At 63.7% G+C, this 23234-nt stretch carries 20 protein-coding genes; 7 read left to right on the top strand and 13 right to left on the bottom strand.

What is annotated here, in order from left to right; all coding sequences use genetic code 11:
- Window positions 1-6: 6 nt before the first annotated feature.
- Entirely contained in the window at window positions 7-618 is a 612-nt protein-coding gene (gene msrA / locus EP165_RS18475; protein WP_127524327.1) for a peptide-methionine (S)-S-oxide reductase MsrA, read from the bottom strand.
- Between the two features lie 200 nt (window positions 619-818).
- On the opposite strand from msrA, the gene EP165_RS18470 reads away from it, so the two are divergent.
- On the top strand, window positions 819-1535 hold the full coding sequence (locus EP165_RS18470; protein WP_127524326.1) for an alpha/beta fold hydrolase: 717 nt from the start codon (window positions 819-821) through the stop codon (window positions 1533-1535).
- Between the two features lie 653 nt (window positions 1536-2188).
- On the opposite strand, the gene EP165_RS18460 is transcribed toward EP165_RS18470, so the two are convergent.
- The 7 genes from EP165_RS18460 to EP165_RS18430 form a co-directional block, all read right to left on the bottom strand.
- The gene (locus EP165_RS18460) at window positions 2189-2968 is read right to left on the bottom strand and encodes a succinate dehydrogenase iron-sulfur subunit (RefSeq protein WP_127524325.1); all 780 of its coding nucleotides are present in this window, start codon (window positions 2966-2968) and stop codon (window positions 2189-2191) included.
- The gene (locus tag EP165_RS18455; protein ID WP_127524324.1) at window positions 2969-3406 is read right to left on the bottom strand and encodes a DUF3052 family protein; all 438 of its coding nucleotides are present in this window, start codon (window positions 3404-3406) and stop codon (window positions 2969-2971) included.
- Window positions 3407-3408: 2 nt separating this feature from the next.
- Window positions 3409-5244, bottom strand: a complete 1836-nt coding sequence (sdhA, locus tag EP165_RS18450) for a succinate dehydrogenase flavoprotein subunit (protein WP_127524323.1) — start codon at window positions 5242-5244, stop codon at window positions 3409-3411.
- Window positions 5245-5249: 5 nt separating this feature from the next.
- The gene (gene sdhD / locus EP165_RS18445) at window positions 5250-5633 is read right to left on the bottom strand and encodes a succinate dehydrogenase, hydrophobic membrane anchor protein (RefSeq protein ID WP_127524322.1); all 384 of its coding nucleotides are present in this window, start codon (window positions 5631-5633) and stop codon (window positions 5250-5252) included.
- Window positions 5633-6037 carry a succinate dehydrogenase, cytochrome b556 subunit gene (sdhC, locus tag EP165_RS18440; RefSeq protein ID WP_127524321.1) on the bottom strand — a complete coding sequence of 135 codons (405 nt, stop codon included), beginning with the start codon at window positions 6035-6037 and terminating at the stop codon, window positions 5633-5635. Before sdhC ends, sdhD begins: the two co-directional genes overlap by 1 nt.
- 203 nt (window positions 6038-6240) lie before the next feature.
- Window positions 6241-6615: a hypothetical protein gene (locus EP165_RS18435; protein WP_127524320.1), complete on the bottom strand. Its 375-nt coding sequence runs from the start codon at window positions 6613-6615 to the stop codon at window positions 6241-6243.
- Between the two features lie 66 nt (window positions 6616-6681).
- Complete coding sequence (locus tag EP165_RS18430; RefSeq protein WP_127524319.1) at window positions 6682-7143, bottom strand: GNAT family N-acetyltransferase; 462 nt, start codon at window positions 7141-7143, stop codon at window positions 6682-6684.
- A 139-nt stretch (window positions 7144-7282) separates the two neighbouring features.
- On the opposite strand from EP165_RS18430, the gene EP165_RS18425 reads away from it, so the two are divergent.
- The 3 genes from EP165_RS18425 to EP165_RS18415 all read left to right on the top strand — a co-directional run bounded on the left by EP165_RS18425 (window position 7283) and on the right by EP165_RS18415 (window position 9814).
- Window positions 7283-7627: a hypothetical protein gene (locus EP165_RS18425; RefSeq protein WP_127524318.1), complete on the top strand. Its 345-nt coding sequence runs from the start codon at window positions 7283-7285 to the stop codon at window positions 7625-7627.
- Between the two features lie 64 nt (window positions 7628-7691).
- Complete coding sequence (locus EP165_RS18420) at window positions 7692-9014, top strand: hypothetical protein (RefSeq protein WP_127524317.1); 1323 nt, start codon at window positions 7692-7694, stop codon at window positions 9012-9014.
- A complete protein-coding gene (locus tag EP165_RS18415) occupies window positions 9011-9814 on the top strand; it encodes a COG3904 family protein (protein WP_127524316.1) in 804 nt (267 codons plus the stop codon). Before EP165_RS18420 ends, EP165_RS18415 begins: the two co-directional genes overlap by 4 nt.
- Window positions 9815-9827: 13 nt before the next feature.
- On the opposite strand, the gene EP165_RS18410 is transcribed toward EP165_RS18415, so the two are convergent.
- On the bottom strand, window positions 9828-10394 hold the full coding sequence (locus EP165_RS18410) for a peroxidase-related enzyme (protein ID WP_127524315.1): 567 nt from the start codon (window positions 10392-10394) through the stop codon (window positions 9828-9830).
- A gap of 123 nt (window positions 10395-10517) precedes the next feature.
- Here EP165_RS18410 and EP165_RS18405 point away from each other — a divergent pair, with 123 nt between their 5' ends.
- Both EP165_RS18405 and EP165_RS18400 read left to right on the top strand, forming a co-directional pair.
- Window positions 10518-15287, top strand: coding sequence for an NAD-glutamate dehydrogenase (locus EP165_RS18405; protein ID WP_127524314.1), 4770 nt, complete (start codon window positions 10518-10520; stop codon window positions 15285-15287).
- A 47-nt stretch (window positions 15288-15334) separates the two neighbouring features.
- On the top strand, window positions 15335-16732 hold the full coding sequence (locus EP165_RS18400; RefSeq protein ID WP_127524313.1) for an MFS transporter: 1398 nt from the start codon (window positions 15335-15337) through the stop codon (window positions 16730-16732).
- Between the two features lie 9 nt (window positions 16733-16741).
- Here EP165_RS18400 and purH read toward each other — a convergent pair whose 3' ends face one another.
- The 4 genes from purH to htpX all read right to left on the bottom strand — a co-directional run bounded on the left by purH (window position 16742) and on the right by htpX (window position 22876).
- On the bottom strand, window positions 16742-18358 hold the full coding sequence (gene purH, locus EP165_RS18395; RefSeq protein ID WP_127524312.1) for a bifunctional phosphoribosylaminoimidazolecarboxamide formyltransferase/IMP cyclohydrolase: 1617 nt from the start codon (window positions 18356-18358) through the stop codon (window positions 16742-16744).
- A 79-nt stretch (window positions 18359-18437) separates the two neighbouring features.
- Window positions 18438-20147 carry a heparinase II/III family protein gene (locus tag EP165_RS18390; protein WP_501981687.1) on the bottom strand — a complete coding sequence of 570 codons (1710 nt, stop codon included), beginning with the start codon at window positions 20145-20147 and terminating at the stop codon, window positions 18438-18440.
- Window positions 20148-20351: 204 nt separating this feature from the next.
- Entirely contained in the window at window positions 20352-21755 is a 1404-nt protein-coding gene (locus EP165_RS18385) for an RsmB/NOP family class I SAM-dependent RNA methyltransferase (protein ID WP_127524310.1), read from the bottom strand.
- A gap of 80 nt (window positions 21756-21835) precedes the next feature.
- Window positions 21836-22876: a zinc metalloprotease HtpX gene (gene htpX / locus EP165_RS18380; RefSeq protein ID WP_127524309.1), complete on the bottom strand. Its 1041-nt coding sequence runs from the start codon at window positions 22874-22876 to the stop codon at window positions 21836-21838.
- Between the two features lie 113 nt (window positions 22877-22989).
- Between htpX and EP165_RS18375 the strand changes: the two genes are divergently transcribed.
- Entirely contained in the window at window positions 22990-23205 is a 216-nt protein-coding gene (locus EP165_RS18375; RefSeq protein WP_127524308.1) for a DUF1674 domain-containing protein, read from the top strand.
- The last annotated feature ends 29 nt before the right edge of the window (window positions 23206-23234 follow it).

Here is a 23234-nt window from a genome sequence, read left to right as displayed (position 1 = left end):
GGCCGCCTAGCTCCCCTTGATGCCCTTGAGCGCGTTTTCGCCCCACACCTGCTCAAGCCGGGCGTCGCGCCGGCAGCCATTGCGGTAATATTTATAGCGCACCGGATTTTTGCGGTAATAGTTCTGGTGGTAGTCCTCCGCCGCCCAGAAGGTAGGCGCCGAGGCGATTTCGGTTACCACATTGCCGCCGAGTTCGCGTGCGGCGGCGCTTTTTGCTTTCCCTGCAGACGCCTTCTGGGCATCGGTCGTGGCGTAGACCGCTGTCGTGTAACTGTGGCCCCGATCGCAGAACTGCCCGCCGCCATCGGTCGGATCGATCGAGTGGAAGAAGGCCGCCACCAGCATGTCGTAGCTTACGCGTGAATTGTCGAACTCGATCCTGACCGCCTCGCGATGACCGCCGGACGAATGATCGTAATATGTTGGATTGTCGGTCCGCCCGCCGATATAGCCCGAAGTGGTGGACACCACGCCGGACACCTTGTCGAAATCGGCTTCCACACACCAGAAACAACCTCCGGCAAAGATCGCAACCTCCATCTGCGCCGAGGCGGGCTGGGTTGCAGGAAGTGCTGCTGCCGTGGCGAGCAGAAGCGCGTAAGCGGTATTGCGGATCATCGGGGAACCTCCGGTTTCGCAGCGAAAACTAGCACTGCTTTTTCGCCGTTCAAATCACTGGCTTACACGCTTGCGTGAGAGAACCAGCGGCTTGTGTGAAAGCGCCGGCCCTGCACCAATTCTCGTGCGATCCGGAATCGGGTGGCGGCCGGCATTCCGCGCCAATAGTTGGGTGGCCTCTTCAACAGGGGCATCTTCACATGACACACTTCCTTCTCATCCATGGCAGCTGGCATGGCGCATGGTGCTGGTTCAAGGTTTTGCCGCGCCTGCGCGCGCATGGTTCGGTTTCGGCGGTCAACCTGCCAGGCCGGGGACGCGATCCGGCACTTCTGCCGACGATCGATCTCAAAGCGATGGTGAAAGCAGCCGAGGCGCACGTGCCGGCGGAGCGCAAAACAACGATCGTCGTGCACAGCCGCTACGGCATTCTCGCTTCCGCGCTCTCAGAAAAGCATCCTGATCGCATCGAGCGCGTGATCTACCTCGCCTCTTTCATGCTGCCGGCCGGCGACAGCGTCGCCAAATGGGCGCCGACCGACCGCGATTCGCTGATCCCGGCCAATATGGACCTCAACATGACGGAACTCTGGGACTGGCTGCGGCCGGAGGCCTATCGCGACGCGCTTTATGCCGACTGCAGCGATGAGGATGTGGCGCTCGCCCACGCGCTCCTGTGCCGCGAGCCACTCCGCCCCGCCGGCGAGGCGCTGAGGTTAACGCCGGAGCGTTATGGCACCGTGCCGCGCGCTTACATAAGGCTGACGGAGGATCGCGCTGTCTCGCTTAACCTCCAGGATCGGCTGATCGAGGCGAGCCCGCCGGAGCGCGTGGAAAGCATCGCTGCCAGCCACTCGGCCTACTTCTCGCAGCCGGACAAACTGACCGAAACGATCATGAGCTTGGCGCGCGACTGACGGCACTTCCACGGTTCGCAACAGAGTATTAGTCGCCAGGGTTGCAACCAATAGTATATTTAAGATTGTGTTATAATCGCCGAAATATTGGCATCTATATTGCATTATATTTCCGGTAGTAACAGAAACGGGGGGTGGATAATGTCCAATGTTGTTCAATTTGGTACAAGGCGTCCTGTAATCGAACGCCCCACCTCGGGACCTCCACTCGAGGAGCGGCGTGCAGATCGACGCCGTCGCGTGAGGCGCGAGGCGGTGCTGCATTTCAATAGCGGTTACGGGGCGTTCGATGCGAGCGTCCGCAATCGCCCAACGGGGCATGCCTCGACATCGAAAGCACGCTCGGTGTACCGACGCGCTTTCACCTCACCGTTTCAGGCATCAAGGTCGGCAATGCTCATGTTCGGTGGCGTTCGTCCACGCAACTCGGCATTTTCCTGCTGGAGCCGTTTCCGCCGGACCTGATACCGCGCTAGGCGAGCTGGCTTGAGCGGCGGCTAAACCCGCCGTTCCACCATCATCTTCTTGATCTCGGCAATCGCCTTCGCCGGGTTCAGACCCTTCGGGCAAGCCTGGGTGCAGTTCATAGCCGCCCAACCGCAGGACGAAGTCCGAGGACGGGCAATCAGAGAAAGATCATGAACGGGCGGCGGCTAAACCCGACGCTCCACCATCATCTTCTTGATCTCGGCAATCGCCTTCGCCGGGTTCAGCCCCTTCGGGCAGGCCTGGGTGCAGTTCATGATCGTGTGGCAGCGGTAGAGCCGGAACGGGTCTTCCAGATTGTCGAGCCGCTCACCGGTCTTCTCGTCGCGGGAATCGATCAGCCAGCGATAGGCCTGCAACAATACGGCCGGGCCGAGATAACGCTCGCCATTCCACCAATAGCTCGGGCAGGATGTCTGGCAGCAGAAGCACAGAATGCACTCGTAGAGACCATCGAGCTTCTGCCGGTCCTCATGGCTCTGCCGCCATTCCTTGGCCGGCTCCGGCGTCTCGGTCTGCAGCCAGGGTTCGATGGAGGAGAGCTGCGCATAAGGCACCGAAAGGTCCGGAACCAGGTCCTTGACCACCGGCATGTGCGGCAGCGGGTAGACCTTCACCGAACCATTCACCTCATCCATGCCTTTGGTGCAGGCGAGCGTGTTGGTGCCGTCGATATTCATCGCGCAGGAACCGCAGATGCCTTCGCGGCAGGAGCGGCGTAGCGTCAGGGTCGGATCGACATTGTCCTTGATCCACAACAGCGCATCGAGAACCATCGGCCCGCAATCGTCGGTATCGACATAATAAGTGTCGACCCGCGGATTGTTGCCGTCGTCCGGCGACCAGCGGTAGATCCTGTATTCGCGCAGGTTCGACGCGCCGTCCGGTTTCGGCCAGACCTTGCCTTCGGTGACCCTGGAATTCTTGGGAAGCGTGAGTTCAACCATCTAACGGCGGTCCTTTCGGATGACCAGCTTGAGCCCGGACCAGACATGGTCGATCGCGGCGACCTTCACGTCTACCAGATCGAGTTGAAGCGCGGCGTTGCGCACGGTGTCCTCGGTCACGTCGGTCGGAACTTTCGAAGCCTTTTTAGGCCAGGAAACCCAGATCATGCCGTCGCGGCGAATGGCATCCTGGGCGTCGGGCAGCGCATCTTCGAGCTCGGCACGCCGGTGCGTGAAGCCGTGAATAACGTCAAAGGCGAGCGACTGGCCGGCGAGCGCGTCCCAGCTTTCAAGCCGTTTGGAGCTCGCGAAGCTTCGGCATGCCGCCAGATCATCCAACTCGCGCGGCAGCGCGATGAATGCGACATCGATGCCATCCTTCAGGCCAAGCTTGGCCGGAAGGGGCGCGCCTGAATAACCTGCCGACGCCAACGCCATCGTCAGTAAACGCGCTTCTTGGGCGCGATCTTGGCCGGGTCGATGCCGCCATCTTGGGGCTTCAGCATCGGCTCGGTGTGAACTGGCCGGTAGGTCAGCGTCACCTTGCCCTTGTCGTTCACCTTGGCCAGCGTGTGGTGGCGCCAGTTCTTGTCGTCGCGGTCGGGGTAGTCCTCATGCGCATGCGCGCCGCGGCTTTCGGTGCGTGCCTCCGCGCCGTAGACGGTCGTGATTGCACAGGCCATCAGATTTTCCAGCTCCAGTGTTTCCACCAGATCGGAATTCCAGATCATCGAGCGGTCGGTGACCTTGAGATCGTCGAGCTCCTTCCAGATGTCTGAAATGCGCTCGCAGCCCTGTTTGAGCGATTCCGAGGTGCGGAACACCGCGGCATCGTCCTGCATCGCCTTCTGCATCTTGCCGCGCAGCGCGGCGGTCGGCGTGTTGCCCGAGGCATGGCGCAGCTTGTCGAAGCGGGTCATGATCTGCTCGACCGCGCTTTCGTTGATTGAAGGCACTTCCGCCTCACGGTCGATCACCTGGCCGGCCCTTATGGCCGCCGCGCGCCCGAAGACGACGAGATCGATCAGCGAATTGGAGCCGAGCCGGTTGGCGCCATGCACGGATGCACTGGCCGCTTCGCCCACCGCCATAAGGCCGGGTGCGACGCGATCCGGATTTGCCTTGGTCGGGTTCAGCACCTCGCCCCAGTAATTGGTCGGTATGCCGCCCATATTGTAGTGAACCGTCGGCAGAACCGGGATCGGTTCGCGCGTCACGTCCACGCCGGCGAAAATACGCGCCGATTCCGCGATGCCCGGCAACCGCTCATGGATGACTGCGGGATCCAGATGGTCGAGATGCAGGAAGATGTGGTCCTTGTTCTTGCCCACACCCCGGCCTTCGCGGATTTCCATCGTCATGCAGCGCGAAACCACGTCGCGGCTGGCAAGGTCCTTGGCCGAAGGCGCGTAACGCTCCATGAAGCGCTCGCCTTCTGAGTTGACGAGATATCCGCCCTCGCCGCGCACACCCTCGGTGATCAGGCAGCCGGCGCCGTAGATGCCGGTCGGGTGAAACTGAACGAACTCCATGTCCTGCAGCGGCAGACCCGCACGGGCAACCATTCCGTTTCCGTCGCCCGTGCAGGTATGCGCCGAGGTGCAGGAGAAATAGGCCCGGCCGTAGCCGCCGGTCGCCAGCACCACCATTTTGGCGGCGAAGCGGTGGATGGTGCCGTCGTCGAGGTTCCAGGCCACGACGCCGGTGCAGACACCGTCGGTCATGATCAGGTCGATGGCGAAATATTCGACGAAGAACTGCGCCTTGTTCTTGACCGACTGGCCGTAGAGCGTGTGCAGGATCGCGTGGCCGGTGCGGTCGGCAGCGGCGCAGGTGCGCTGCACGGGCGGCCCGTCGCCGAAATTCTGCATGTGGCCGCCAAACGGCCGCTGATAGATGCGACCGTCCTCGGTGCGCGAAAACGGCACGCCGTAGTGCTCAAGCTCGTAAACGGCCGCCGGGGCTTCGCGCGCGAGATATTCCATTGCGTCGACATCACCCAGCCAGTCGGAGCCCTTCACCGTGTCATAGAGGTGCCATTGCCAGTGGTCCGGGCCCATATTCTTCAGCGATGCGGCAATGCCGCCCTGCGCGGCGACCGTGTGCGATCGCGTCGGAAAGACCTTGGTGATGCAGGCGGTCTTCAGTCCCTGCTCTGCCATGCCGAGCGTGGCACGCAGGCCGGCGCCACCGGCTCCCACGACAACAACGTCGAAGGAATGATCGACATAGGTATAAGCGCCGTTGCCCGCGGCTGAACTGTCCTTAGCGGCCACTGTGATCAGCCTCCGAATGCAAGCTTGAGAAGCGCGAACACCGAGACCGCGCCGACGACGATGGGAAAGAAGACATTGAGCGCCAGAAGCACGATCTTCAGCAGCTCGCCGTGAATATAGTCCTCGATGATCACCTGCATGCCGAGTTTCATGTGATAAAGCGCGGAGGCAAGCACCAGGATCAGGACCACGGCAACCAGCGGGTTGCCGAGCGTGGCCGCCACCGTGGCATGGTCGGCGCCATTGAGCGCCACGATCAACCCTACGAAAAACAGAATCAGCGGGATGTTGGCGAGTGCTGTCAGCCGCTGCCGCCAGAAATGCTCCGTGCCCTCCTTGGCCGAGCCCAGCCCGCGAACGCGGGCCAATGTCGTGCGCATGTCGCTCATCACATCCCCCGTGAGGCGTAGCCGGCGATCCAGACGAGCACCGTTAGCGTTGCCGAGCCAGCCAAGGTGGCCCAAGCCATCTTCGTGGCGGTATGTTTTTCGAGCATCGAACCGGTGTCCCAGATCAGATGGCGCACACCGCCCAGCATGTGGTGCAGCAGCGCCCAAGTGTAGCCGAAGAGCACGAGCCGGCCGAGAAACGAGCCGTAGATCGCGTTGACGAAATCGAAATAGGCCGGCGAGATCGCAGCCGCGATCAGCCACCAGGCCACCAGCAGCGTTCCGAAATAAAGTGCTGCGCCAACGATGCGATGCACGATCGACATCATCATTGTCGGGATCAGTCGGTACACCTGCAGATGCGGCGATACCGGGCGCTGTCGGGTGGCTGTCGTTTCGCTCATGGCTTCCCCGCTGCCGCCCCGCCTGAGCGGGGCAAAATTCGAGCCCGCAATCCTGCGGACCGCGGGTTTTCTAGTCCGGTTTTTGCACTGCGTCAAAGCCGGACCGCTAGGTCTTTAAGCTTGTTTAGGGCGTTCACGGCGCGGCGTCCACGCAAGGGGCGAACTTCAATCGATTGAGGTCGAAAGGAAGCGGCGAAAGCGGCTCAGCGCGTGCAGTCGAGTGGCGCTCGGCCGGCTTTCATCCACAGCGCCTCGCGACCCTCGAGCACCAGCGCCAACCCCTCCGCGCCGTAGCGGCTGCGCTGATTGGGCGGCGCTGCAACCAGCTCGTAACGCGCGACCTCAGGCTCGCCCGTTTCTTCCGAAACGCCTTCGGCTGCGCTGACAATAACCACGGCACCGGTATTGGTGACTCGGATGTCGCCGGCTTCGCCGCATCGGTAGGTTGCGACCCGCGGCTGCGAATTCGCTACCTGCTGCGCTGTCCCGCTGCCGGTGCAGCCCGCCGCCGCGAACGCAGCAGCGCAGGCAATACTCGACACAAATGCGCGTAACGCGCGCCCGGCTGAAATCGTCATAACGCGGACGCTAGGCGCAAAGCGCCATCGAGATCAAGCACTGCGGCGGCCGGGGAGGGTTGCCGGCTAACGCCCATCGAACCGGATCACGTAGCTCGACCAGTCGGCTGGCGCCGCGATCTGTTCGTAAAGTTTGCGGCCGTCTTCCGGCACGCGCGGCGCGTTGAGGATCAGCTTCGACCAGCCGCGCTCTTCTGCCTGATCCGCCAGAACGTCGACCAGCGCCTTGGCGATTCCCTTCTGGCGGTGGTCGTGATGCACGTAGATATGGTCGACCACACCGCAGCGCATTCCCGACACCGGCTCCGGCTGGTCGGCAAACATGATAAAGCCCACCAGCGCGCCGTCGATGCGCGCGCCATAGATCTCGATGCCGCGATCCTGCAGCAGCGTCTCGGCATAAAAATCGTCCGGGCGGCGCGGCGCACCGCGTTTCAGCGCCTGCGCGTAACCCGCAACCAGCGGCGCGAAATCATGCGCGTCGTTCAGCCGCAACTGGGCAATGTCGATCTCGGGATTCTGGCTCATGCCGTGTCCGTTCGCGGTTAACCACTTTCATCGATCCCCGGGGATCGCACCCTCCGCGCCGGGTGACAAGCGTTAAGAATGCGTTAATTTGACCAACCGAGGGGGCGGCACCTTTCACGGGAAGGAAAGCGCCATGCGCATGAGTGGATTTTGCACCGGATTGGTGCTTGCAACGGCATTGCTTGCCGCGGCGCTGACGCCGGCTGCTGCCGGCACATACGCCAAGGAACGCGTCTATGACGATTCCTTCGGCAATCTCATCATCTTGAGCCCGTCCGGACATAAACGAATCGTCGTGGGCATGGGCCACATCGCCGTCGAGATGGAGCAGGAACGCAGCGAATCGCCGGCCTATCGGCACGGCAACGACTACCGTGTCGTGAAACGTCACTGCTACCGCCCGCCGCACATCTGGAAAGGCCGCGGCTACATGTACGGCCTGGCCGACGGCGAAATTCCGCAAGCGCCGCTGGTCTGCAAGTAGTTCGAATGCCGGCCATGACTTGGCCGGATTTGCGTTGCCGAGTGGCGTTCAGGAAGCGTTAACCATGAGTGAAGCCCGCACTGCGCGCAGTCTGCGCGGCCAGATCGCATCGCTGGAGACGATGACCCGCTTCGTGCTGGCCACACTGGCGCTGGCGAGCGGTGTCTATACCTATCTTGGCGTGCGCAGCCTGCTCGACGGCGACGCGACCATGATCTTCTTTGCCGCCGTAATCTATTCTGCAGCCGTCTCGGTCGGCATCTATGGCTTCTGGACCTATCTGATCCGCTTCGTGCCCGATGTGCGCGACCTGGCGTCCCGCCTGGGGCTCGTTGCCGTCATGGCTCTCGGATCGGCGATGATCATCGCCATGTCATCCTGGCTCAATGCGGCTGCCCTGGCGGGCTCCGCGGCTGTGGAACAGCATCTGGCGACGACAATTGAGGGTTTCACGGCCGATCTCGACCAGGCCAACTCCAATGCCATAGCGGCGCAATCGCTGCTGCCGGACATCCAGCGCGCCTCCGAACGTTTTGCCCGGCTGGCCGAGGAAGAACGGGAATCCGGTGCGCTGACCGGCTCGTCGGGTTCCGGCAGCGTGGTCCAGCTGCTCAGCCAGATGTCGGCGCAAATGCGTGAGCTGGAGGCCAGCATCGCCGCTTCGCGCGAAACCGTTGCGCTGCTGTTCGAGGAAGGCCAGGGCCATCTGGCGACGATGCGCGGACTTGTATCCGGCTCGGGCGCGGTTGCGCCCCGCGCCGACCAGTTCGGTGAAGAGGCTGTCGCACTGACCGGCGTGATTTCAGCCCTTGAGCAGACCTCGATCGCGCCTTCCGTGAGCCGTGCCGCAGCCGACCTGTCGGCGGGCTTTATTGCGCCGGTTGCCGACGGCCGCTCCGCTGACCTCGCTGGCCGTCAGGACGCTGTTATGGCGCGGGTGCGGGCCTCCGTTGCCGCGCAATCCGAGGCACTGTCCAACGCCGCGAACGAGATACTCGCCCTGCCGCGCGTCGCCGAGCGCCGTTTCGTGCCGCTGTCGGCTGCCGAGGCCGTGCTGCTTTATGCATCGAGCTTCCTGCCAAGCTGGGCCGGCGCCATCTCCATCGACCTCATGCCGGCCGTGCTGGTGGGCATCATGGCGATCGTCCATGGCGCGATCCGCCGTGACGAGGACGAACTGACGGAGGCCGACCTCATCACCGCCGGCGATATGCTGCGTGCTCTTGATGTTCACGCCGCGATTGCGGCGCGGCGCAGGGAAGAGGCCCCACCGACCAACAACGACACCGCTCCGGAAGACGAAAAGCCGGACCGGCGCGAAGCAGGTTCGGATGCACCCAACGTGACCCCGCTCAGCCTCACTGACCGCAAGAGGACCGACCCATGAGCCTGCGTGACGAAGCAATCGACAGGTCGCCGCGCGACGAAGCGGGGCTCGTGCGCTGGGCATTCTTTTTCATGCTGCTCGGCACATTTGTCGTGCTGACGCTCGACTTTCGCGACATCGTCGAACGCAATGGCGGACTATGGGCGCCGGAACGTTCGGCGACGGCGGTGACCGTTCCGGTTCTGCCGCCCGCCATCGAGGGTGACGAAGACGCCAGGCCGCGGGGGGTCGATCCGCGCGAATTCGTAACCGCGAATCCGGACAATCTGCGCGATGCAATGCGCTTCACGCTTCTGCCCGATGGCGTGCTGCGGGCCGTCGGCAGCATCGACCGCGGCGCGGCTGCCAGGCTTGAAGCCGAGCTCGGCGAACGCGGCGAATATGTGCGCACGATCTCGCTCGATTCGCCCGGAGGTTCACTCGACGATGCCATGCTTATGGCGAAACTCATTCGCGAGCGCGGGCTCTCGGCCGAGGTTCAGGACGGTGCGCTCTGCGCTTCCTCCTGCCCGCTCATTCTCGCTGGCGGCAAGAACCGCAAAGTGGCCGAAAAAGCGGCGATCGGCGTTCACCAATTCTATGCGGTGACAAGCCGCGAACTCGGCCCCGAACAGGCCATGGCAGACGCACAGCTGACCACGGCGCGCATCACCCGCCACCTGATTGAGATGGGCGTTGATCCGGCGCTTTGGCTGCACGCGCTCGATACGCCTCCGCGCCGGCTCTATTACCTGTCGGCGGAGGAACTCGCCGCCTACCGGCTGGTCACCGGCGCCCGCACCGCGGCTCTGGTGGATTGACGCCAGGCACCGCCTACCGCGCCTGCGCGTGATATTCCGGGTTGGGTTGCATCTCCACCGCCGCCGCCACCCGGTTCGACATGTTGAAGAACGCCGCGACGGATGCGATGTCCCAGATGTCGCGGTCGCTGAACCCGGCCCTGCGCAGGGCCTCGCGGTCGGTGTCGTCCATCTTCGCCGGCTGCTCTGTGAGCTTTTCCACGAAAGCCAGCATCGCCGACTGTTTTTCCGAAAGTTCGGCAACGCGCCAGTTCATAACCATCATCTCGCCGAGCGCGGGGTCGCCCGAAAGCTGGCGCACGGCCGCACCGTGCGCAACGAGACAGTAGAAGCAGTGGTTCACCGAAGACACGACAACGGCGATCATCTCGCGTTCCAGCTTCGACAGGCCGGAATCGCCGAGCATCAGATCGTTGTACATGTCGGTAAAGGCACGCAGCTTCTTTTCGTCGAACGCGTATGATTTGAGCACATTGGGCACCAGCCCCAGCTTCTCCTCGCATTTGGCAAAATAGGCCAGCGTCGCCTCCGACAGCTCTCCCGACGGTTCGAGGTCCAGTGCAGTCACACGCTTGGTCATGGCCTTCATTCTCTCTTTAAAAATTGCTGCGCACATGTGAGCGCCGGAACCTTCTCCGGCTCGCCAAACAGGCTTCATCTGTTACCATGCATTTTAAACTACCTGCCGGGGGAGAAAATCGCCATGGGTGCCAGCGGCCGCGCTGAGAACGCCGACAAGAAAACGAGGGGGGGAAATCAGCCCCCTGCCGGCCTCTCGGAGTTCCTGCGTTTTCTCGTGTCGCGCGCACCGGAGGAAGATCTCGCATCATACGACAAGAATGCCCTGACGCGCGCTGCCGAAATCGCTCAGGCGGCGCTGCTTAGCCACCACCAGGGCGAGAGTGTCGTGTCCGTCGATGCCAACCCCGGCATCGTCTGGCGCGGGCGCCCGATGTCTTCGGTGACGGTGATCAACGACAACATGCCGTTCCTGTTCGATTCCATCACCGGCGAAATCAACGATTCGGCCGGCGAGGCGGGCCTGGTGCTGCACCCGGTTTTGATGGTCAAGCACGACGCCAATGGCGTGGCCCGCATCGTCGGCGACGCGTCGAACAAAAAGGCCCCGGCCGACGTGGACCGGGTCAGCCTGATCCATGTCCACATTCCGCGCATTTCGGAATCCGAAGCCGAAGCACTGGCCGGACGACTGAGAAACATCCTCGCGCAGGTGCGCGCCGCGGTGGCCGACTGGAAGCCGATGCTTGCGCGCCTCGACCAGTCGATTACCGATTTCCGTTATTCGCCTGTGCCGCTTGGAAAGGCGAAGGTCGAGGAGGCGATCGCATTCCTCGAGTGGCTGCGCGACAACAACTTCACATTCCTCGGCATGCGCGAATTCGTCTACAAGGGCGGCGAGAAGACCGGCGAACTGAAGCGGACGGACAAACCGGGGCTGGGTATTCTGTCCGACCCGGATATTCTCGTCCTGCGGCGCGGCACGGAAGCCGTGACCACGACGCCCGAAATACGCGCATTTCTGCATGGTCCGGAGCCGCTCCTCGTCACCAAGGCCAATGCGCGTTCGCTGGTCCACCGCCGCATCTATCTCGACTATCTCGGCGTCAAGACCTTTGACGAGAAGGGCAAGCTCAAGGGCGAACTGCGTATCGTCGGGCTGTTCACCTCCACGGCCTACACGCGCTCGGTCATGAACATTCCCTACCTGCGGTCCAAGGCCAGCGAGGTGGTTGCAAAATCGGGTTTCGACCCTGCCGACCATTCCGGCAAGGCGCTTATCAACGTCCTGGAATCCTACCCGCGCGACGAGCTGTTCCAGATCGACGTGCCGACGCTGCGCCGCCATGCAGAGGGCATCCTGGCGCTCGGCGAGCGCCCGCGGGTGCGCGTTCTCTACCGCATCGACCAGTTCGACCGCTTTGTTTCCGTGATCGTGTTCGTGCCGCGCGACCGTTACGATTCGCGCGTCCGCGTGAAGATCGGCGATTACCTGAAGGACAAGTTCGACGGCCGCCTCTCCGCCTATTATCCTGCCTTCCCGGAAGGTTCGCTGGCCCGCGTGCATTTCATCATAGGCCGCTCCGGCGGCAAGACCCCGCAGCCTGACGGCGACGAGATCGAGGATGCGGTGCGCGAAATCGTCCGCACCTGGGACGACGGTCTTCGCGAAGCGGTCGCCGAGACCGGAGCCGGCGCGGATGTGGCAGCTGCGGCGGCGGAGTTCCCGCAAAGTTACCGCAACGCGTTTTCGCCACGTATCGCACTGCACGACGCGCGGCGCATGCAACAGGTCGGCGCCGACGCTCCGGTCGCCATCGAGTTCCTGCGTGATGCTACGCAGCAGGACACTCATTGCGGACTGAAGATATTCCATCATCGCGCACCCGTTGCGCTTTCGGAACGCGTACCGCTTCTGGAAAACATGGGCTTTCGCGTCATCAGTGAGCGGACGTTCGACATCGGCCATGGCACCGGCGTCGTTTTCCTCCACGACATGGAGCTGGAGAGTGCTGCCGGCCGGCCGATCGACCTGGAAACCTGCGGCGACCTATTCGCCTCCGTGTTCCTGTCGGTCTGGAGCGGCGCCAGCGACAACGATGCCTACAATGCGCTGGGCGAAAGTGCCGGGCTCGGCCCGACCCAGATCCGCATCCTGCGCGCCTATGGCCGTTACTTGCAGCAGGCCGGAATCCCGCAGAGCCAGGACTTCATCGCCGGGGTCCTCAACCGTTATCCTGCGATCGCGCGCGACCTCTACGAACTGTTCGATGCCCGCAACAATCCGGCCCGCAAAGCCGCGGGCGACGACATTTCCGAACTCGTTCTTGCCGCGCTCGACAATGTGCCCTCAATCGATGACGACACCATCTTGCGGCGGTACCTCAACCTGATCGATGCCACCTTGCGCACCAACCACTATGCGGAATTTGGCGACAGGCCGGTATCGCTGGCGATTAAACTCGATTCGCGCGCCCTCACCGGACTGCCCGAACCGCGCCCGTGGCGCGAAATCTTCGTTTACGGGCCGCAGGTCGAAGGCGTGCACCTGCGCTTCGGCCCGGTTGCGCGCGGCGGGTTGCGCTGGTCCGACCGGGCGCAGGATTACCGCACCGAGGTGCTGGGGCTGGTGAAGGCGCAGCAGGTGAAGAACGCCGTTATTGTGCCCGTGGGCGCCAAGGGCGGATTTTATCCCAAGCAGCTTCCGGCCGGCGGCAGTCGCGACGAGATATTCGAGGCCGGGCGCAACGCCTACATCAACTTCATCTCCAGCCTGTTGTCGGTGACCGACAATCTGGATGGAGACAAGGTGGTGCCGCCAGAAAACATCGTGCGACATGACAGCGACGATCCTTATTTCGTCGTCGCCGCAGACAAGGGCACGGCCACATTCTCAGACACCGCCAACGGCATCAGCCAGGCCAGCGATTTCTGGCTCGACGACGCCTTCGCCTCCGGCGGCTCGGCCGGCTACGACCACAAGAAAATGGGCATCACCGCGCGCGGCGCATGGGAGGCGGTGAAACGCCATTTCCGCGAAATGAACCGCGACATCCAGACCGAACCCTTTACGGTGGTCGGTGTCGGCGACATGTCGGGCGATGTGTTCGGCAACGGCATGCTCCTGTCGGAACAGATCAGGCTGATCGCCGCCTTCGACCATCGCGACATTTTCATCGACCCCGATCCGGATCCGGCGGCGAGCTTTGCCGAGCGCAAGCGGCTCTTCGAGATGGGCCGCTCGAGCTGGCAGGACTACGACAAGGCGAAAATGTCGAAAGGCGGCGTCATCGTCTCCCGCGGGCAGAAGTCAATCGACCTTTCCAAGGCCGCGGCAGAAGCGATTGGACTTGCGAAAACGACCGCCTCGCCCGTCGAGATTATGAACGCCATTCTGAAAGCGCAGGCGGACCTGATGTGGTTCGGCGGCATCGGCACATATGTACGCGCTTCCGGCGAAAGCAATCAGGAGGTCGGCGACCGGGCCAACGACACGATCCGCGTCACCGCGAAACAGGTGCGCGCGAAGGTCGTCGGCGAAGGCGCCAATCTCGGCTTCACCCAAAAGGCCCGTATCGAATATGGCCTGCATGGGGGCCGCTGCAATTCGGACGCCATCGACAACTCTGCCGGCGTCAACTCCTCCGACGTCGAGGTCAACATCAAGATCGCGCTCGCCGCGGCCATGCGCGCCGACAAGCTGGAGCGTCCGGCCCGTAACAAGCTGCTGGCGGCGATGACGGACGAGGTGGCCTCGCTGGTGCTCGCCAACAACTACCAGCAGACGCTTGCCCTATCGCTGGCCGCGCGGCGCGGCGTCGCCGATATCGGCCAGCAGGCGCGGCTGATGGCATCGCTGGAATCGCGCGGCCTCCTCGACCGCGAGGTGGAAGACCTGCCCGGCGCCGAAGCGCTGGCCGAGCGCCAGTCGCTCGGCGAACCGCTAACCCGAGCCGAACTCGGCGTGTTGCTTGCCTATGCCAAGATCGTTCTCTTCGACGATATCCTTGCAAGCCACGTACCGGACGACCCGCATTTCCAGACCGATCTCGTCGGATATTTCCCCGACAGGATGGCAAAGAAATACGAAGGCGAAATACGCACGCATCGGCTGCGTCGCGAGATCATCGCCACCGAGCTCGGCAACGACACGGTAAACCGTGGGGGGCCGACCTTTATCAGCCGGCTGCAGGATTTGACCGGGCGCACCGCACCGGAGGTGGTTGCGGCATTTGCGGTCGTGCGCGACGGTTTCGAGTTGCCGGACATCTATCGCTCCATCGACCTGCTCGACGCAAAGATCGATGGCGATGCGCAGCTTGGCCTCTATCAGCAGGTCGGGCGCCTGGTACACGCCGCATCTGCCTGGTTCCTGAAGAACGAAGCCGACGGCCAGCCCATCGGCGCCCGCGTCGCCACCCTGCGCGAAGCACGGGCGGCACTGGAACCGGTGATGATTTCCAAGCTGCCCGAATATATGCGCCAGCGCCTTGCCGACCGCGAGCGGGGTTTTGTCGAAGCTGGCGCGCCCGAGGAACTGGCCCGCAAGCTGGCGCTGCTCGGCATCGGCGAACTTGTGCCGGACATCGCACTCGTTGCCAGCCGGGCCAAGGTTCAGCTCACAGCTGCCGCGAAAGCCTTCTTCGAGGTGACCGAGGCTTTCCGCATAGGCCGCGTCGAGGATGCCGCGCGCAACATTCAGGCCGCCGACTATTACGACGGGCTTGCGCTGGCGCGCGCAAGTGACATGATCGCAACCGCCCGCCGCGGCATTGCCGTTTCGGCGCTGCGGGCGGGCGCAAAGGACGGGACCGCCGTGGCCTCCTGGATCGATGCGGGGGGCGAACGGGTTTCGCGAACGAGGGAACGGCTTCTGGCCCTGACCGAAAGCGGGGAGATCACTGTCTCGCGGCTCTCGGTGGCAGCCGGTTTGATGGCCGACCTCGCGGGGTAATAAACTTGCGCTCTTCCGGCTTCGTCCGGGGAGGCAGCGGAGGGGTGATGGACAACGAGGCCGTGAAACCCGCGACCCGGCGCGGCATCTGGGGCTGGATGCTGTTCGATTGGGCACAGCAGCCGTTCCACACGCTGATCATCACCTTTGTTTTTGCACCCTACTTCGCCGCGTCGGTCGCCCCCGACGCCGCGACCGGGCAATCGATGTGGGGATATGCCACCGGCATCGGCGGACTTGCCATTGCGTTGTCCTCGCCGGTGCTGGGGGCCATCGCCGACGCCACCGGTCCGCGCAAACCATGGATCCTTGTCTTCTCGCTGATCGGCATCGTTGCCTGCGCCATGCTCTGGTACGCCACGCCCGGCATGGAAAACCTGACATGGATGCTGCTGGTCATTGCGCTTGCAGTGTTCGGCATGGAGTTCGCGGCCGTCTTCAACAACGCCATGATGGCCGACCTTGTGCCGCGCTCGCAGCTCGGGCGGCTTTCCGGTTCGGCCTGGGCATTGGGTTATCTCGGCGGTCTCGTCTCGCTGGTGATCGTGCTCGGCCTGTTTTCGGCGTCGCCCGAAAGCGGCAAGACATTGCTTGGGCTCACGCCGATATTCGGCCTCGACCCGGCCACACACGAGGGCGACCGCGCCGCCGGTCCCTACACCGCCGTCTGGTATGCTCTTTTCGTCATCCCGATGTTCCTCTTCACGCCCGACGTGGTTCGGCGGGTGTCGCAGGCAGGTGCGGTCCGCCAGGGCCTTTCGCGCCTCGGCAGGACGTTGCGCAGCCTGCCCTCGGAGCGCAGCTACTTCAGCTTTCTGATCTCCAGCATGTTCTACCGCGATGCGCTCAATGCACTTTATGCCTTCGGCGGCATCTATGCCGCCGGCGTGCTTGGCTGGTCGATCATCCAGATCGGCATTTTCGGCATTCTGGCCAACATCACCGGCGCCATCGGTGCCTGGCTCGGCGGCCGCGCCGACCAGCGATTTGGCCCGAAGGCGGTTGTCGCGACAACCACCACCCTGCTTGCCTTCTGCTGCATCCTGGTGATTTCGACCACCAAGACGGAGGTGTTGTTCGTCTCGGTTGCGGCCCCCGGCGAAACATCGAACCTGCCCGACATCGTCTTTTATGTTGCCGGCGCGCTGATCGGCGCCGCGGGCGGTTCTCTGCAAGCCGCATCGCGCACGCTGCTGATCGATCAGGTGGACCGCGACCGGGTGACGGAGGCCTTCGGCCTCTACGCCTTGTCGGGCAAAGCAACGACCTTCATCGGACCGTTCTCGATCGCAATCGTCACAGCCTATTTCGCCTCTGAAGCTTTCGGCCTGACGACACAGGACGCGCAACGCCTCGGCGTCACGCCGGTGGTCGCCCTGTTCCTGATCGGCCTCATACTGCTGCCCTGGGTGACAAGCCGGCACAAGGAAGCGCAGGCAACTTGATCACCAGCGTTAATGCCGGAAGTGCCGCACGCCGGTGAACACCATCGCCAGTCCGGCTTCGTCGGCGGCGGCGATCACCTCGTCGTCACGCATCGAACCGCCCGGCTGGATGACAGCCGTCGCACCCGCCTCGGCTGCGGCAAGCAGCCCGTCCGCGAACGGAAAGAAGGCATCCGAGGCAACGACCGACCCGATCGCAAGCGTTTCCGTCAAGCCGGCGGCCTCTGCCGCGTCCTGCGCCTTGCGGGCAGCGATGCGTGAGGAATCCACACGGCTCATCTGGCCGGCGCCGATGCCGACGGTTGCACCGCCTTTCGCATAGACGATCGCATTCGACTTCACATGCTTTGCCACCCGGAAGGCAAAGCGCAGATCGGCCATCTCGGCATCGCTGGGGGCACGCCGGGTCACGACCTTCAGATCGAGATCGTCGACCACAGCATTGTCGCGGCCCTGGACGAGCAGCCCGCCGGCGACGCTTTTCACCATAGTGCCGGGCCCACGCGGGTCGGGCAAGGAACCGGCCAGAAGCAGACGCAGATTGGCCTTGGCGCCAATGATCGCCAGCGCTTCTTCGCTCGCGTCAGGCGCGATGATGACCTCCGTGAACACCTTGACGATCTCGGCAGCGGTAACGGCATCGAGCGTCTGGTTGAGCGCAACGATGCCTCCAAATGCCGAGGTCTGATCGCACAGAAGCGCCTTGCGGTAAGCCTCGGTGAGCGTCGCACCCTCGGCCACACCGCAGGGATTGGCGTGTTTGATGATTGCAACGGCCGGACCGCGCGCCCGGTCGAACTCGGCAACGAGCTCATAGGCTGCGTCCGTGTCGTTGATGTTGTTGTAGGAAAGCTGCTTGCCCTGCACCTGCCGCGCCGTTGCAACGCCCGCGCGCACAGGACCGCCGGCATAAAAGCCGGCCTTCTGGTGCGGATTCTCGCCGTAGCGCATGGACGTGGCGAGCTTGCCTCCGAAGCCGCGATATGCGGGCTCGGCGATTTCGAGTGCTGCTGCGAACCAGCCGGAAATCGCGGCGTCATAAGCGGCAACGCGGGCAAAGGTCTTTGCCGCCATCTCCTGCCGGAAGCGATAGCCGAGCGCGCCATCGTTGGCGTCGAGTTCGGCCAGCAGTGCATCGTAATCGGAGGGATCGGTGACCGCCGCCACATAGGCGTGGTTCTTCGCCGCGGCGCGCAGCATGGCGGGCCCGCCGATGTCGATGTTTTCCACTGTCTCGGCGTAAGAGCCACCGGCGTCACGCACCGCCTCGAACGGGTAGAGATTGATCACTGCCAGATCGATCGGGCCTATACCGTGCTCGGCAAGCGCCGCCGCATGTTCGTTATCGTCGCGAATTGCAAGCAGCCCGCCATGCACGGAAGGGTGCAGTGTCTTCACGCGGCCATCCATGATTTCGGGAAAGCCGGTCAGCTCCGAAACATCGCGGACCGCAATGCCCGCAGCCGCAATCGCTTTCGCCGTCCCGCCGGTCGATACGAGTTCGACGCCCCGCTTTGCCAGTGCCGCAGCGAGCTCGGTCAGTCCCGTTTTGTCGGACACCGAGAGCAGGGCGCGTGCCAGCGGCACACGGTCGGGCGGCGTGATGTTCTTGGCGGCAACGGCCATATCGCAGATTCTCCCGGGAAACAGACGCGGGCGAGTTAGCATAGCGTTGTGCGAATGCAAGCCGGCGCGGCGTCGCGGGTCAGCCGATCAGTTCGGTGCGAGTGAAGCGCCAGTTGATCTCGCCGATCTGCGAGGCCTTGAAGGAGAGTACGATCTGCCGGCTTTTCTGCGGTCCGCCGGCGCCGGCGAAGAAGATCGATTCCTCCACCTGCGGGTCCACCGCATCGCATGTGAATATCCACACATCCGAGGGTGCGCCCTTGAGAACAAGACGCTCGGAAGGATCGAGGAAAAGGCCGATACCCGGATGGATATGAAACCGCACGGCCACGAGGTCGCGGCCGTCATCGAGTGCCGGCCTGCCGCCCGAGCGGTAGAACCTGTCGGTTCCTTCCAGGATATTGCCGTTGCCCGACAAGGCCATCTCGCGCTCATGCACGATACCGAAACGCGGCACATAACCGTCGTGACTGGCAATGAAGCCTTCGATCCCGCCAGCGTCGGTGCGTTTCACCGGTACACGCTGAGGCCCTCCGGTGAGCGGCGTTCCGACAAGATCGGCCAGTCGCCCGGAGGTGGTGAAGCGTGCCGACGACGTATCGTTGAGCGTCGCGGTGGAATGGGCGGCTGTCGCGCGGGCCAGCATACGGAACTCGTCGGCGCCGTAGTTGTCGACGCCGCAATTGACAATGAAGCGGTGCCGCCCGGACGACATTTCGAAGGAAAGGCAGCCCGCATGCGCCTGATGCGAGATGTCGGACTGCGGGGCGGTTCCCGTATCGGCAAGAACGACCGTGCCCCCCATGGAAAGCCGCTGATAACCTGAATGGGTGGCGTTAAGCAGCGGCGCACCGCCGGTATCGTCGTGATGAAGCAGCGCCGACACGCGATCCTGTATCGTCGACCCCATGCCGTTGAACAACGCCAGCGTACCGTCCTGATGGCGGAAGAAGCGTAGCGCCGGCAGCATGCGCTCCACCGCCGCGATCAGCGCAACTGGCGGCGCTTCTGCCTGATTGGCGTAGGTCTGCCGCAGCGGCAAGAGATCCGCCAGCAGCTCCAGCACCGCCATAGGATTGCGCGATACGTGGCCCCCATCCGGAAGGATCTGCCTTTCCAGTTCCGCGGAGAGGTGGTTGGTCGCGTTACGCAGGGCCGAATTCGATACCGGCAGCGACAGTGCGGCGAAGGCGAGTGCCGCGCGGGCGCGCAGCCGCTCCTCGCCGTCGAGCATGTCCGGCGCCATGGCGCGCAGATAGCGTATCTGTACAGCCAGCGAACGCAGATAGGAGCGGTAGAAGGTGAGGTCCGCGCCTTGCAGCACTACCGTCGAATGCTGCAGCCACGCTATCACCCGTCTCGCGACAATTGCCGGGTCCCAGGCGATGCCCGAAATCTGGCGGCCGTGCACGCTCAGCCAGTCGCTGACCAGCGCCCGCGCGTTCGACGACGCCAGTTCGGTTCCGGCCTGGCGCATATGGCGCAGCCAGCGGAAACCGTGCAGCGAATTCAGCCAGGCCAGGTCGGCAACCTCGAGCTGGAACGGCGAATCGCCGCCCATGTCCACCAGATGGCCCGCCAGCGGAAACCGCCCATGATAGATTTCGTTGGCGATCTGGCTATCGGCCAGCCTGAGATCGGGAGGCGCAATCAGCACGCGCTCCGGCGTACCGCCCATGAAGCGCCACCGCCCGGTGGGGCCGCTGCGAACGCGCCGCCGCGCGCGCCGCCACAGGGCGCGCGTTGCAAGCAACCAGATCGGTGGGCCTGAACCCCTACCGAGTGCCAATGCCCGTGACCTCCTGACCACTTGGTCCCACAGCACGACTCACACTGATTTTAGAAGTCGGGTGAATCGGTCACCAGCGTGAGAATACGCCATACAGAAACGGACGCCACGGCCTCGCCGCCAATGCAGGAGCCGTGCAATAGGTCTTCTGATTCAACGGTTTGTACAAAGCAGCCATCGCCACATATGAATGAACCGACAAGGTTAACCATGCCTTACCAGCCGCGCAGCGAAAAAACCGTCGCAGCCTGAAAGTGCCTCGGGTTCGACCCTCAGCGCCTCCGGCGTTGTCCTGAGCCAGCCACGTTCGGCGACGAAATCGGCACTGCCGGGAACAGCCGCTGAATTGACCGGATCGATCGCAAACTCCGGATTGTCTGCAAGAAAACTCTCCACAAGCTGCTCGCCCTCGAGCGGGTCGAGAGAACAGTTGGCGAAGACCAGCACCCCGCCGGTTTTGATCAGCCTCACGGCATGGTCAAGCATCCGGCGTTGCAGATCGGCGAGCTTCGCGATGTCCGCCGGTGTCTTGGTCCACGGCACGTCGGGGTGCCTCCGCACCGTGCCGGTCGAAGAACAGGGCGCATCAAGCAGCACGGCATCGAACGGCATGTCGGGCGCATAGCTCAGCGCGTTGGCCTCAACGATCTCGGCCTTGAGCTTCAGACGTTCGAAATTGGCCGCTAGGCGCTTCAGCCGGCTGGCGGAGAGGTCGACGGCGGTGACAATGGCTCCTGCTGCGGTGAGCTGCGCCGTCTTGCCGCCGGGCGCGGCGCAAAGATCGAGTACGCGCTTGCCTTTGACATTGCCAAGCATCGCCGCCGGCAGTGTGGCTGCCATATCCTGCACCCACCACTCGCCCTCGGCATAACCCGGCAATTCGGCAACCGGCGCCGGCAGACGTCCGACCCTGACGCTTCCGTTTTCGAGCACGATGCCGCCGAATTTTTCCGCCCAACCCTGCGGGTCGGACTTCACGGTGAAGTCCATCGGCGGTTCGAGCCGGTGGATTGCGAGGATCGCATCGGCGCGCGCCGCGCCGTAGGCCTCGCGCAGCCGCTCCACGAACCAGCCGGGCGCGTCGGTCGACTGTGCAAGGGCAGCCGGCAAGGCGCGCTCCTTGCGCCGGCCAAGCTCACGCAGCACGGCATTGACCAGCGAAGCGAACCGCCGGCTGCGCGGGTCTGAATTCGCGTGCGAGACCGCGAGATCCACAGCCGCACTGTCGGGCACGTCGAGAAAGAGCATCTGCGCCGCCGCCACGTGCAGAATGTGGTCGAGCGTCCGTGCATTGGCCGGTAGCGGCCGCTGCAGACGCTTCTCGATCAGCGCGGTGATGGTACCGCGATACCGCAAGGCGGTGACCAGGATAGCCCGGACCAGCGCCCGGTCGCGCTGATCGAGCGCCAGAAATTGCGGATGCCCATGTTCCTGGTCGGTCAGCGCATCGAGCGCGGTAGCTTTGTCGATGACGGCAGCCAGCAGCCGCGCAGCCGCCACGCGTGAGGCGAGCCCGGGCCGTTCCGCCTCGACCGGGACATTTTCCCGGTCGGAAGGCCGCCTGCCCGGTCCGCCCGAACGTTTCCGGTTTTTCTTGTTCGCTACCAACGGCCCGCCATGCCCGCTTCTTCAGTGGAGGTTCCGGCGCTTAAGGCCCGATGCCCGGTTTGTCGAGCGCCAGGCGCCGCTCAGCGCCGCCGGCCGGTGCTCGGCCCTGTCGGATTGCGGCCCCAGGGACTTTGCTCAGGCTTTGCGGGCTTCTTCGGCTCCCGAGGTTTTGAAGGCGGTCCCCAGGGCCCGTCGCCGTCTCGCGATTCGGGCGGCGTCGGCTTTGCGGCGGTCCTGCGGGCCGGCTTTTCGGCCCGCACCGGCTCAGCCTGCGCGGCAAACTCAGCCTCCATCGCCTGCAGAGCAGCAATGCGGTTTTCGGTCGCCGGATGGGTGGAGAACAGATTGTCCATGCGCTCGCCCGAAAGCGGGTTGATGATGAACATATGCGCGGTGGCCGGGTTGCGCTCGGCGTCCTGGTTGTGGATGCCCTTGGCGTATCCCGCAATCTTCTGCAGCGCCGAAGCAAGCCATAGCGGCTCGCCGCAAATTTCTGCGCCCCGGCGGTCGGCGGAATATTCGCGCGTGCGGCTCACCGCCATCTGCACCATCATCGCGGCAAGCGGCGCAACAATAATCGCGACAAGCACGCCGATGAAGCCGAGCGGGTTGTTGTTGTCGCGATTGCCCCCGAAGAAGAACGCGAAATTGCCGAGCATGGAGATCGCGCCGGCAAGCGTGGCGGTGATCGTCATGGTCAGCGTGTCGCGGTTCTGCACATGGGCCAGCTCATGCGCCATCACGCCCGCCACCTCCTGGTGAGAGAGCCGGTTGAGCAGACCCGTTGTCGCAGCAACCGCGGCGTTCTGCGGGTTGCGCCCGGTGGCGAAGGCATTGGGCTGGTCGTTGTCGATCAGATAGACGCGCGGCATGGGCAGACCGGCCCGCTTCGCCAGGTCGCGCACGATGCCGTAATATTCCGGCGCATTGCGCTCATCGACCTCGACCGCCCGGTGCATGCGCAGCACCATCTTGTCGGCGTTCCAGTAGCTGAACACATTCATGCCCGCCGCGATCACGAACGCGATCAACATGCCGCCCGAACCGCCGACGACATAACCCACGCCCATGAAGAGCGCCGTCATGAAGGCAAGCAGCATTGCCGTACGGATCATGTTCATGCTTCAACTCCGGGTGTGCCGCGACCACAGGCGGCGCGATTTCGTCAGATATAGGATGGGGTCAAGCGATTTCCCATTCAATAACGGCGAAGGCATGCCGCAGGAGAGTCCAGATGATCGACAAGGGTACAGAAACCACGGCAGCCGGTACGGGTCGTGACAAACGCGATCTGCCGCCGGCCGCCAGGCGTGCCCTGGCCGAGGCCGAAGCCCGCCGCGCTGCCCGCAAGCTGGAGCAGCAGCGCGAAACCGAGATTGGCGGCCCGAAAGGGCCGGAACCGGTCCGATATGGCGACTGGGAACGCAAGGGCCGCGCGATCGACTTCTGAGACGGATCGCGCGGCGCCGGTCAATCCGC

The organism is Mesorhizobium sp. Z1-4, from assembly GCF_004000235.1.
Taxonomy (GTDB): domain Bacteria; phylum Pseudomonadota; class Alphaproteobacteria; order Rhizobiales; family Rhizobiaceae; genus RCIO01.
Note: the sequence above shows the minus strand (reverse complement) of the source record. Positions and strands in the feature narration are given on the sequence as shown.